This window comes from Intrasporangium sp. (genome assembly GCF_036566125.1).
Classification (GTDB): domain Bacteria; phylum Actinomycetota; class Actinomycetes; order Actinomycetales; family Dermatophilaceae; genus Intrasporangium.
In genome coordinates this window covers 1-10,957 of sequence record NZ_DATCWX010000069.1, presented here as the reverse complement: position 1 = coordinate 10,957, position 10,957 = coordinate 1, and the positions used below count along the sequence as shown (strand labels likewise).

Annotated in this window: 10 protein-coding genes; 5 read left to right on the top strand and 5 right to left on the bottom strand. The window is 70.1% G+C overall.

What is annotated here, in order from left to right; translation table 11 throughout:
- Nucleotides 1-54: 54 nt before the first annotated feature.
- The 4 genes from trmB to VIR15_RS04045 all read right to left on the bottom strand — a co-directional run bounded on the left by trmB (nt 55) and on the right by VIR15_RS04045 (nt 3,209).
- Nucleotides 55-786: a tRNA (guanosine(46)-N7)-methyltransferase TrmB gene (gene trmB / locus VIR15_RS04060; RefSeq protein WP_331926192.1), complete on the bottom strand. Its 732-nt coding sequence runs from the start codon at nt 784-786 to the stop codon at nt 55-57.
- A 105-nt stretch (nt 787-891) separates the two neighbouring features.
- Entirely contained in the window at nt 892-1,923 is a 1,032-nt protein-coding gene (locus VIR15_RS04055; RefSeq protein WP_331926191.1) for a PP2C family protein-serine/threonine phosphatase, read from the bottom strand.
- Nucleotides 1,924-2,079: 156 nt separating this feature from the next.
- Nucleotides 2,080-2,559, bottom strand: coding sequence for a ribose-5-phosphate isomerase (locus tag VIR15_RS04050; protein ID WP_331926190.1), 480 nt, complete (start codon nt 2,557-2,559; stop codon nt 2,080-2,082).
- A 38-nt stretch (nt 2,560-2,597) separates the two neighbouring features.
- Nucleotides 2,598-3,209, bottom strand: a complete 612-nt coding sequence (locus VIR15_RS04045) for a mycothiol-dependent nitroreductase Rv2466c family protein (RefSeq protein WP_331926189.1) — start codon at nt 3,207-3,209, stop codon at nt 2,598-2,600.
- 147 nt (nt 3,210-3,356) lie between these two features.
- Between VIR15_RS04045 and pepN the strand changes: the two genes are divergently transcribed.
- From pepN to VIR15_RS04025, 4 genes are all read left to right on the top strand, one after another.
- Nucleotides 3,357-5,921, top strand: a complete 2,565-nt coding sequence (gene pepN / locus VIR15_RS04040; RefSeq protein WP_331926188.1) for an aminopeptidase N — start codon at nt 3,357-3,359, stop codon at nt 5,919-5,921.
- A 44-nt stretch (nt 5,922-5,965) separates the two neighbouring features.
- Nucleotides 5,966-6,880, top strand: a complete 915-nt coding sequence (locus VIR15_RS04035; RefSeq protein WP_331926187.1) for a mechanosensitive ion channel family protein — start codon at nt 5,966-5,968, stop codon at nt 6,878-6,880.
- Between the two features lie 31 nt (nt 6,881-6,911).
- Nucleotides 6,912-7,298 carry a globin gene (locus VIR15_RS04030; protein ID WP_331926186.1) on the top strand — a complete coding sequence of 129 codons (387 nt, stop codon included), beginning with the start codon at nt 6,912-6,914 and terminating at the stop codon, nt 7,296-7,298.
- Between the two features lie 127 nt (nt 7,299-7,425).
- A complete protein-coding gene (locus VIR15_RS04025) occupies nt 7,426-8,061 on the top strand; it encodes a hypothetical protein (RefSeq protein ID WP_331926185.1) in 636 nt (211 codons plus the stop codon).
- A gap of 163 nt (nt 8,062-8,224) precedes the next feature.
- Here the strand turns inward: VIR15_RS04025 and VIR15_RS04020 are convergent, their stop codons facing one another.
- Nucleotides 8,225-9,082 carry an LLM class flavin-dependent oxidoreductase gene (locus tag VIR15_RS04020; protein WP_331926184.1) on the bottom strand — a complete coding sequence of 286 codons (858 nt, stop codon included), beginning with the start codon at nt 9,080-9,082 and terminating at the stop codon, nt 8,225-8,227.
- 90 nt (nt 9,083-9,172) lie between these two features.
- Here VIR15_RS04020 and VIR15_RS04015 point away from each other — a divergent pair, with 90 nt between their 5' ends.
- Nucleotides 9,173-10,942: a glycoside hydrolase family 13 protein gene (locus VIR15_RS04015; protein ID WP_331926183.1), complete on the top strand. Its 1,770-nt coding sequence runs from the start codon at nt 9,173-9,175 to the stop codon at nt 10,940-10,942.
- Nucleotides 10,943-10,957: the final 15 nt, after the last annotated feature.

Below are 10,957 nucleotides of genomic sequence, written 5' to 3'. Positions count from 1 at the left end.
CCCGGGCCAGGTCGGCTGGCTCAGCCACGCGGCCCAGCCGTTCCTGCCCCTGGCTCAGTCGACGAGGTCAAGGCGCAGCTCGTGGATCTCGCGACCCACCGCCCTCCCCTTGGCCTCGAACCCAGCCTGGGGCCGCCACCGCGGACGCTCGATCCGGCTCGCCCGAAACCGCGGATGCGCGGCCGCCTCCGCGAGGACGTGCTCGGCATAGAAGTCCTGGTCGGTGGCGATGAGGACGTAACCGCCGCGCTTGAGGACGCGGGCGAGCAGGTCCAAATTCGTGGGTGACACGAACCTGCGTTTGGTGTGCTTCTTCTTGCGCCAAGGATCGGGGAAGAAGAGGTGGATCGCGTCGAAGGTCCCGTCCCCGACCCGCTCCTCGAGGAAGACAACCGCGTCCCCCTGCTCGACCCGCAGGTTGGGCACGCCGGCCTCGTCTGCCGACGCGAGCATCCGGGCCAGGCCCGGCGTGTGCACGTCCATGGCCAGCACGTCCCAGGAGGGGAACTCAGCGGCATAGGCAATGGCGGCGTGGCCGTGCCCACAGCCGATCTCCAGCACGACTGGTGCGATCCGCCCGAACGCCCGCTCGGGATCGAATCGGCCGGCCGGCAGCGCCCGCGCCGGCCCGAGCCGCTCGAGTCGATCGAGGGTGAGGCTGGACAGTCGACCCCGCCTGACGAAGCTGCGCACCCGCGCCGGCGTCACTCCCTCCGGCAGGTCGGGTACGTCGTGGGGCTTGCGTCGCGCTCTGGCGAGCTCGCGCTCCTGGGCGGGTTCGGTCACCCCGGCATCGTAGTGAGGCCCGACGTTGATCCGAACTTGGCGCTGCCCGCGGCACCAATCCGACCGAGGCGCGCGGCTGAGAGCCCAGCGGGCTCCAGCGGCAGGTCAGCGGCGCCAGATCGTCACGACGGCCCGGTCGTCGCCGTGCCCGGCGAGCGCGTGGTCGCAGAGGCGTTGGGCGAGCCCCTCGAAACCCTTGGTGACGAAGGACTCGGCGCGTCCGAGCATCCGGTCGATGCCGTCGATGAGCGCCTTGTCACGCGCCTCGATGACGCCGTCGCTGTAGAGGACCAGGGCGTCGCCCCGTCGAATGGTTCCGGTCTCGCGCGGGTACTCGGCGCTCTCGATGACGCCGAGGAGCGGGCCCCGCCCACCGGAGAGCATCCGCCACCGGCCCGACCCCGCCGCGAACTGGGCCGCCGCCGGGTGCCCGGCGTAGCCGATGGAGAAGTCACCGCTGCCGAGGTCGATGGCGACATGGACCGCTGTGGCGAAGCCCTCGGGCCACCGCAGCCGGAGCAGGTGGTTGTTGGCCGCGTGGAGGAAGCCGTTCTCGCTCATCTCGCCGAGCAGCCCTCCAAGAGCGCCGGAGAGCAGCAACGACCGGGTGCCCGCCTGACGCCCCTTGCCGGAGACGTCGACGAGGGCGATCTCGAGCATGCTGCCGTCGGTGGAGCGTCCCGCGACGACGAAGTCACCCGCGAAGCTGTCGCCGTACGCCGACTCGAGCGCCATCTCCGCCGACCAGTCCGGAGGCAGCTCGGGCAGCTCCCCTTGGGCGCGCAGCCGGTCACGCATGTCGACGAGCATCGACTCGCCGCTGACGCCCACCACGCCGACCTGGGCGCGAGCATGCGCCAGCCAGATCATGAGCAGCATGATCGCCAGCGTGACGATCTCGGTGCCGAAGGTCGCTCCCTTGCGTTCACCGAGCGCCGCCCCGATCACCGCCAACGTGGTGAACAGCGCGATGTAGACGATGACGAGGTGCCGGGGCTCGAGGAAGAGCCCGGCGACGACGACGAGGAACGCGAAGATGCCCCAGGGCATGTGCTCGGGCCACGTGACGATCGCCCAACCGGCGCCCAGCCCGGCCAGGACGAGCGCGATGACGAGAACCCAGGGGGCACGCGACATCCAGGGCATGAGCATGCGGGCGCGGCGGATTGTGCCAGTGGCGATGGCGGGGCGTTGAGAGGCGTAGCTCTCGTTGAGGGCCACAGGCCTCCATCCATGGATCGAAGGGGCCGTGAAGGGTCCGGCGCAGCGATCTTCGTCGTTTCAGTTGATGCTTCAGTCGGTCGACTCGGGCAGTGCGGGAAGGGTCCGCTCGCTCTCGTACGCCGAAACCATACCCACGCGGCGACGGTGCCGCGCCTCATCCGAAAATTCTGTGGCCAAGAAGGTATCGACGATCCGTGTGGCCTCGGCCTCGCTCGTGAACCGCGCCCCGATGGAGACGATCTGGGCGTCGTTGTGCTCGCGCGCGAGGGTGGCCAGCTCGGCCGACGCGCACAGGGCGGCGCGGATACCGCGCACCTTGTTCGCCGCCATCTGCTCACCGTTCCCGGAGCCGCCGAGCACTACGCCACGAGAGCCGGATTCGGCAGCGACGGCCTCAGCGGCGCGCAGCACGTACACGGGATAGTCGTCCTGCTCGTCATACCGGGAGGGGCCGTGGTTGACGACCTCGTGGCCGGCGCCCTCGAGGTGCACGATGAGGGCCTGCTGGAGCTCGTAGGCGGCATGGTCGCCGCCGATGTGGATGCGCATGTCCGTCCTTGTTCGAGTTAGCGGGGAGGAAGCGTGCCTCAGGTGAGGATAGGGCCCTGGGTGCGGGTCCGCTTCAGCTCGTAGAACCCCGGCGTGCCGGCGACCAGCACGCACCCGTCCCACAGGCGCGCGGCATCCTCGCCCTTCGGAGCAGGCGTCACGACCGGGCCGAAGAAGGCGATGCCCTCGACGGAGATGATCGGCGTGCCCACGTCCGTGCCGACGAGGCTGATCCCCCTCTTGTGGCTGCGTCGCAGCGCCGCATCGTGCGTCTTGTGATGCGCTGCGGTGGCGAGTCGCTCGGGCAGCCCGACCTCGGCGAGCGACTCCCGGATGACCCGGTCGAAGTCCTTGACCTTGCCGAGGTGGATCCGGGTCCCCATGGCGTCGTAGAGCGGTTTGACGACCTCTGGGCCGCGCTCCTCGGCGGCCGCGATGATCGTCCGCACGGGACCCCAGGCGTTGTCCATGAGGGAGCGGTACGCGGCGTCGAGGTCCCGGTGCTCGTTGAGCACGGCCAGGCTCATCACCGACCACGTGACCTCGATGTCTCGCAGCGTCTCGACCTCCATGAGCCAGCGAGAGGTCATCCACGCCCACGGACAGATCGGGTCGAACCACATCTCCACGTGCTTGCGCTCGGTCACCATGCCCTCATCCTCGCACTCACCTCGGCGCCTCCCGGTGGGCGGCGGGCAGTGGCCGCTCCGGTCCCCATCCGTGCGAGGATGTCCCCCGCGACGGAGCCGTCCCACCCGCGGACGGCCGCGCCTGACCCGTCCCCAGAGGAGGCCTTCGTGCCCGGCAAGAACCTGACCCGCGACGAGGCGGCCCTGCGCGCCGGCCTGCTCCGGGTCGAGACCTACGACGTCCAGCTCGACCTGACGACGGGCCCCCAGACGTTCCGGACGGTCTCCACCGTGCGTTTCTCCTGCGCCGAGCCGGGGGCCGCCACGTTCATCGACCTCATCGCGGACTCCGTGCAGCGCGTGACCCTCAACGGCGTGGACCTGGACCCCACCGAGGTCTTCGTCGACTCACGAGTGGCGCTCCCAGGTCTCGCCGCCCAGAACGAGCTGACGGTCGATGCGACCGGTCGCTACACCAACACCGGCGAGGGGCTGCACCGGTTCGTCGACCCCATCGACAACGAGGTCTACCTCTACACCCAGTTCGAGGTGCCCGACTCGCGTCGGATGTACGCCGTCTTCGAGCAGCCGGACCTCAAGGCGTCCTACCAGTTCACGGTGACGGCCCCGGCGCACTGGAAGGTCATCTCCAACTCGCCCACCCCCGAGCCGACCCCGGCGGGCGTCGTCGACCACACCGAGGTGGCCACGTGGGCGTTCGCGCCGACGAAGCGCATCTCCTCCTACATCACCGCGCTCATCGCCGGCCCCTACGACGAGGTCCGCGACGAGGTCCGGACCCGCGCCGGCACGATCCCGCTCGGTGTCTTCTGCCGCAGGTCGCTGACGCAGCACCTCGATGCGGACAACATCTTCGACTGCACGAAGAAGGGCTTCGCCTTCTTCGAGGCAGAGTTCGACCAGCCATACCCTTTCGAGAAGTACGACCAGGTCTTCACGCCCGAGTACAACATGGGCGCGATGGAGAACGCTGGCGCGGTCACCTTCACGGAGGTCTACGTCTTCCGGTCGAAGGTCTCCGAGGCGAAGATCGAGCGCCGGGCGCTGACGATCCTCCACGAGCTCGCCCACATGTGGTTCGGCAACCTCGTGACGATGAAGTGGTGGGACGACCTCTGGCTCAACGAGTCGTTCGCCGAGTGGGCCTCGACGACCTGCCAGGCGGAGGCCACCCAGTGGAGGAGCGCCTGGACGACTTTCGGCACCGCCGAGAAGGCCTGGGCCTACACCCAGGACCAGCTCAGCTCGACGCACCCCATCGCGGCGGACATGCGCCACCTCGAGGACGTCGAGGTGAACTTCGACGGCATCACCTACGCCAAGGGGGCCTCCGTCCTCAAACAGCTCGTCGCCTACGTGGGACGGGAGCCCTTCGTCGCCGCCCTGAGGGAGTACTTCAGGGCGCACGCCTGGGGCAACACGACCCTCGCCGATCTGCTCGGGGAGCTCGAGAAGGCGTCCGGCCGCGACCTGACGTCGTGGGCCAAGGTCTGGCTCGAGACCGCCGGCGTCAACACGCTCCGGCCGGTCTTCGACGTCGCCGAGGACGGCACGTACCGTTCCTTCGCCGTTGCGCAGACCGCCCCGGACGAGTACCCCACGCTGCGCCCGCACCGCCTCGGGATCGGTCTCTACGACCGGGCGGGTGACGCGCTCGTCCGGTCCCACTACCTCGAGGTCGACGTCGACGGCTCGCACACCGACCTGCCCGAGCTCGTCGGCCGCGCCCAGCCCGACCTGCTCCTGCTCAACGATGACGACCTGGCCTACGCGAAGATCCGCCTCGACGAGCGGTCGCTGCGGACCGCCCTCGACCTGCCCCGTGGCTTCCAGGACTCCCTGCCGCGGTCCCTCGTGCTCGGCGCGACGTGGGACATGACCCGCGACGCAGAGATGCCGGCGCGCGACTTCGTGCGGTTAGTGCTCGACTCGCTGCCGGGTGAGCAGGACTCGACCCTGCTCCGCGTGCTCGTCACCCAGATCACCACGGCGACGCGCCTCTACACGGCGCCGGCCCACCGTGCGGAGACGGCGGCGCTGCTCTCGTCCACACTGCGGGGCCTCGCGGAAGCAGCCGAGCCCGGCAGCGACGCGCAGTTCCAGCTCATCGAGGGCTGGGCGAACACCACGGTCGATCGCGCCGACGAGGCGGCCCTGCGCGCGCTGCTCACCGGGACGGAGTCCCTGCCGGGGCTCACCGTCGACACCGAGCTGCGCTGGACGTTCACGCTCGCGCTGGCCGCACTCGGTGTGGCGGAGTCGGACGAGATCCAGGCCGAGCTCGACCGGGACCCCACCGCGGCGGGCAAGGAGCGCGCCGCGGAGGCGTTGGCCGCTCGCCCGACCGCGGCGGCGAAGGCGGACGCCTGGGCCAAGGCGGTGGAGCGCAACGACCTGTCCAACCAGATGGTCCAGGCCATCGGCAACGGCTTCCGCCGCAGCACCGACCTCAGCCTCCTCGAGCCGTACGTCGAGAAGTACCACACCATGCTCGTCGACGCCTGGGCCGTGAGGAGCGTCGCCATCGGCGAGCGCGTCGTCGGCGGCTTCTACCCGTTCGGCCTCGCGAGCGAGGAGCTCAAGGCGGCCTCGGACTCGTGGCTCGACTCCCACCCGGACGCCCCACCTGGTCTCGTGCGCACGGTGGCGGAGAACCGCGACACGATCACCCGCGCGCTGAGCGCGCAGGCGAGGGACGCCGAGCGCGAGTGAGCGTCGACAGTCGAGCCAGCTGAGCGGCATACACAATGGTCCGTATGCCGCTGAGCTCGCTTCCGTCTCTCACGTGGGCCCAGGCGGGTGAGTGGTTTGTGGGCACCCCGCTCCAGATCATCGTCACCATCGCGCTGGCGATCGTCGCCCTGCGACTGCTGCACCACCTCATCGATCGGGTCGTGGCGGGAGCGACGACTCGACACGCCGAGCGTGCCGCCGAGCCGGGTGCCGGGAGGGCGCTGGCCCAGGCGATCGGCCTGGCCAACGAGCGGCACCTACAGCGGACGCGCACGATGGGTTCGCTGCTGCACAGCGTCGTCACCATCGCCGTCGTGACGGTCGCCACCCTCACGGTCATGGCGCTGCTCGAGATCCCGCTCGGGCCGTTGCTCGCCTCGGTCGGAGTCGGCGGGGTTGCCCTCGGCTTCGGGGCGCAGAGCCTGGTCAAGGACTTCCTGTCGGGGATCTTCATGATCGTCGAGGACCAGTACGGCGTCGGTGACGTCATCGACACGGGCGAGGCCGTCGGGACGGTGGAGAACGTGTCGCTGCGAGTGACCCAGCTGCGCGACGCGAACGGCGTGACGTGGTACGTCCGCAACGGCGAGATCATCCGGATCGGCAACCGCTCCCAGGGCTGGTCCACCGCCGTCGTCGACCTCTCAGTCCCCTTTGACGAGGACCTCGAGACGGTCAAGGGCCTGATCCGGGTCGTTGCCGACGAGCTCCGCGACACCACCCCCTGGGACGAGAAGCTGCTCGAGTCGCCGACGGTCGGCGTGGAGTCGATGACCGGCGGTGTCGTCACCGTCCGGGTATCGGTCCGGACCGTCGCCCAGGAGCACTTCTCGGTGCAACGGGAGCTGCGGGAGCGGATCAAGAGCGCCTTCGACCGGGAGGGGGTCCGCTCCCCCGCCGTGCTGCCGGCGGTCCCGCCCTATGGTGGCCAGGCCTGAGCGCCGTTGCAGGTCTGGGACAATCGGCGCCGTGACGTACTACGACGACTTCGGTGGCCACGAGACCTTTGCGAAGCTCGTCCGCGAGTTCTACCGGGGCGTGGCGCAGGACGACGAGCTCCGGGCGCTCTACCCCGAGCAGGATCTGGGGCCGGCCGAGGACCGGCTCCGCATGTTCTTCGAGCAGTACTGGGGCGGCCCGACGACCTACTCCGACCAACGCGGGCATCCGCGCCTGCGGATGCGCCACGTGCCGTTCCGGGTGACCCCCGACATGCGCGATCGCTGGCTGCTGCACATGCTGAACGCCGTCGACACGCTGGACCTCGAGCCGGAGCTGGACGACCGACTGCGCGACTACCTCACTCGGGCCGCGTACTCCCTGGTGAACACCCCGGGACCGGACGGGGCCTACTGAATTCGCGCGTCCTGCGGACTCACAGGGAGTCACAGGGCATTCACCGGGCAACGCAGTCGCTCCGGGTGTTGGCTGAGAAGCAAGGGCCACGCGGTGGCTGCGGAAACATCAGGAAGGGAACGTCGACGTGACATCGATCAACAAGAAGGTGGCCGGCATCGCGGCCGTGGGTGCTGCTGCGCTGGCGATCGGATTCGGCATCTCCTCCGCAGCGCAGGCCGACGACGCCACCCCGACGCCATCGCCCACCACCCAGAGCGGGTCCGGTAACAGCAACGGCAACAACAACGGCAACGGTTGGGGCCCGGGCGGCCGACACGGCATGGGCGGCATGGGCGCCTTCGCCGGAGACCTCTCTGAGCTCGCCTCGAAGCTCGGGGTTGACGAAGCCAAGCTCCGCGACGCCATGTCCGCGGTTCGGGACGACCTGAAGAAGGATCTGAAGGACCTGCGTGACGCGGCCAAGGACAACCCGACCACTGCGGACCGCCAGGCAATGCGCGACCAGATGCAGCAGAAGCTCGCGGACGCGCTTGCCGCCCAGCTCGGTATCGACTCGAGCAAGGTGAGCAGCGCTCTCGCGGATCTTGAAGCCGCTCACGAGGCGGAGCGCGATCAGGCCCTCACCGACCGGCTCGACCAGGCCGTCAAGGACGGCAAGCTCACCCAGGCCGAAGCCGACGCCGTCAAGAAGGCCGTGGACGCCGGCGTCATTGGTGCCGGGCCGGGGATGGGCCTGCACCTCGGCCGTGGCCAGCGCTGAACTACCGCCCCTGGGCAGGGACGCCGCCCCACCTCGCCACGCGCGGACCCCGGTCCCCACTTGGCGCCCGGAACCTCATCCAGCTCGCCACGCGCGGACCCCGGTCCCCAGCTGGCGCCCCGAACCCGGCTCGACAACGGCTGAGTCGACTGAATCGACCGAATCAAGGTTGCGGCGGGCCCGCCTCGACCCGACGCCGGACCTCGGCGAGGCCGTCCGGCCCCTCGGGCAGGTCCCACCAGCTCTCGATCCACCACGTCGCGCCGGCCTGCTCCCATGCCGCCGGCTCGGCGGGCTCGAGCGTGGTGAACGAACCGTGCGAGTCGGCCTCGATGACGGCGTCGTAACCGTCCATGGTCAGCCCTGCTGCAACACGCAGCGCCCGGACGGCGTCGACGACGGCGGCGAAGTCCTCGACTGACTTGGCGCCCTCACCGGACGGCGGATGGATCGCCGGGATGACCCCCTGCCAGCGCGCCGCCCGCTCGAGCGATCGTTGGCGACCGTCCTGACCAACGGTGGCGGCACCCACCACCCAGACGGGCGGATGCGGGCGTTGCGGGGTGGGCGGCGGCTTGAGGAAGTCGTTGCGACCAGCGGAGTAGTGCCTGCCCTGGTAGGTGAAGTCGGGATCGCCGCTGAGCAGCCCGGCATAGATGGCGAGCGACTCGTCGAGCTTCCTCGCCCGGGCGGCGCGACCCTCGTCGGCCTCGAAGGCCAGCCAGCCGGGGTGCAGCGCGCCGAGCCCGACCGACATGACGGCTCGCCCGCCACTGATCCGGTCGACCGAACCGACCTTCGAGGCGAGATCCCACGGCCGGTGACGCGATGCCGGCGTGAGCAGGGTCCCCAAGCGGATCGACGACGTCACCATCGCGGCGGCGCCGAGCTCCACCCAGGCGTCGACGCCGTAGAGCGCCTCCCACGTGAAGACTCCATCCCACCCCCGCCCCTCGCCCAGCCGGGCCAGGTCTGCGAAAGCACGCTCAGCGGCATACGGCACGACGAATCCGAAGTTCATCGATCCTGCCTACCAGCGGACACCGACACCGCCTCCCACGATGCAAGAATTTGCAGGTCTTGCTTGGTCTTTGCCGCAGCATGATCAAGGATGGGCACGGTGACCCCGACGCAAACCTCGTCCCATGGCACTCTGCGCGTCTCCCCCGTCCTCCATGCAGCCGACCACCGCGACTCCGCGTGGTGGCGCCACGCCGTGATCTACCAGGTCTACCCACGGTCCTGGGCCGACTCGAACGGCGACGGCATCGGCGACCTCCCCGGCATCACCGCACGCCTGGGCCACCTCCGAAGCCTCGGGGTGGACGCGCTGTGGCTCTCGCCTTTCTACCCGAGCCCGCAGGCCGACGCGGGTTACGACGTGGCCGACTACCGCGACGTCGACCCCCTTTTCGGCACGCTCGCCGACGCCGACGAGCTCATCGCCCGGGCCCACGAGCTGGGGTTGCGCGTCATCGTCGACCTTGTTCCGAACCACAGCTCCGACGCCCACTCGTGGTTCCGGGCCGCCCTCGCGGCGGGCCCCGGCTCCCCCGAGCGCGAGCGCTACGTCTTCCGCGAGGGCCGGGGCGCCGCAGGTGAACTCCCCCCGAACAACTGGGAGTCGGTCTTCGGTGGACCGGCCTGGACTCGCGTCACAGAGCCGGACGGCTCGCCCGGCCAGTGGTACCTGCACCTGTTCGACACCGCGCAACCGGACTTCAACTGGGACCACCAGGACGTGCGGTCGGAGTTCGAGTCGGTCCTGCGGTTCTGGCTCGATCGAGGCGTGGACGGTTTCCGTGTCGACGTCGCGCACGGCCTCGTCAAGAAGAACGGCCTGCCCGATCACCGGGCGCGCACCCACATGCTCGGTGACACCGAGGAGGCGGCAGCGCACGTGCTCGACGGCCACGTCCCCGAGCCGACCCACCACATCCCGTACTGGGACCAGGACGGTGTCCACGAGATCTACCGGTCCTGGCGCCAGGTGCTGGACTCGTATGGCGAGCCCGAGCGCATCCTGTGCGCCGAAGCCTGGGTCGAGCCGCAGGAGCGGGCGGTGCTCTACACACGCCCGGACGAGATGCACCAGGCCTTCAACTTCGACTTCCTCGGGACGCCGTGGATCGCGGAGGACCTCGTCGCCGTCATCGAGCGGTCCCTGCTGGCTGCCGACTCCGTCGGCGCTCCCTCGACGTGGGTGCTGTCCAACCACGACGTGGTGCGTCACGCCACCCGGCTCGGTTACGCGCCGGGCACCAGGCGCCCCAACGGGATCGGCGCCGACGACCCGCAGCCGGACCGCGAGCTCGGGCTGAGGCGCGCCCGAGCCGCCACTATGCTGATGCTCGCGCTGCCCGGCAGCGCCTACCTCTACCAGGGCGAGGAACTCGGTCTGCCCGAGTCCACCGACCTGCCCGACGACCTGCGCCAGGACCCGACGTTCGTGCGGAGCGGCGGCAAGGAGAAGGGACGTGACGGCTGCCGTGTGCCGATGCCGTGGTCCGGGGACGCACCGGGGCACGGCTTCGGACCGGGCCCGACGACCTGGTTGCCCCAACCGAAGGTCTACGGGCGCTACGCCGTGGACCAGCAGGACGGGGTCGCCAGCTCGACCCTCGAGCTCTACCGGGCCCTGCTGCGCCGGCGTCGCGAGTTCTCGCTCGGGTCCGGCTCGCTGGCCTTCGTCCGGGGCTACGGGCCGGACGTGGTCGCCTTCGTCAACGGCTGTGCCGACGGTGGCGGCCTGCTCGTCGTCGCCAACCTCGGGGCCGAGCCGGTGCCGCTGCCCGACGGCGCCGAGGTGATCGCAGCATCGGGGCCGCTCGGCCCAGGGCTGGTGCCGACGGACACCACCGTGTGGGCGAGGTGGCCGTGAGCAACCGCGCGCCGA

What these genes read in the sequence shown, in the direction of transcription:
- VIR15_RS04050 (WP_331926190.1), bottom strand. Translation starts at nt 2,559, where the DNA reads ATGCGCATCCACATCGGCGGCGACCATGCCGCCTACGAGCTCCAGCAG.
- VIR15_RS04045 (WP_331926189.1), bottom strand. Translation starts at nt 3,209, where the DNA reads ATGGTGACCGAGCGCAAGCACGTGGAGATGTGGTTCGACCCGATCTGT.
- VIR15_RS04035 (WP_331926187.1), top strand. Translation starts at nt 5,966, where the DNA reads ATGCCGCTGAGCTCGCTTCCGTCTCTCACGTGGGCCCAGGCGGGTGAG.
- VIR15_RS04015 (WP_331926183.1), top strand. Translation starts at nt 9,173, where the DNA reads ATGGGCACGGTGACCCCGACGCAAACCTCGTCCCATGGCACTCTGCGC.
- VIR15_RS04020 (WP_331926184.1), bottom strand. Translation starts at nt 9,082, where the DNA reads ATGAACTTCGGATTCGTCGTGCCGTATGCCGCTGAGCGTGCTTTCGCA.
- VIR15_RS04055 (WP_331926191.1), bottom strand. Translation starts at nt 1,923, where the DNA reads ATGTCGCGTGCCCCCTGGGTTCTCGTCATCGCGCTCGTCCTGGCCGGG.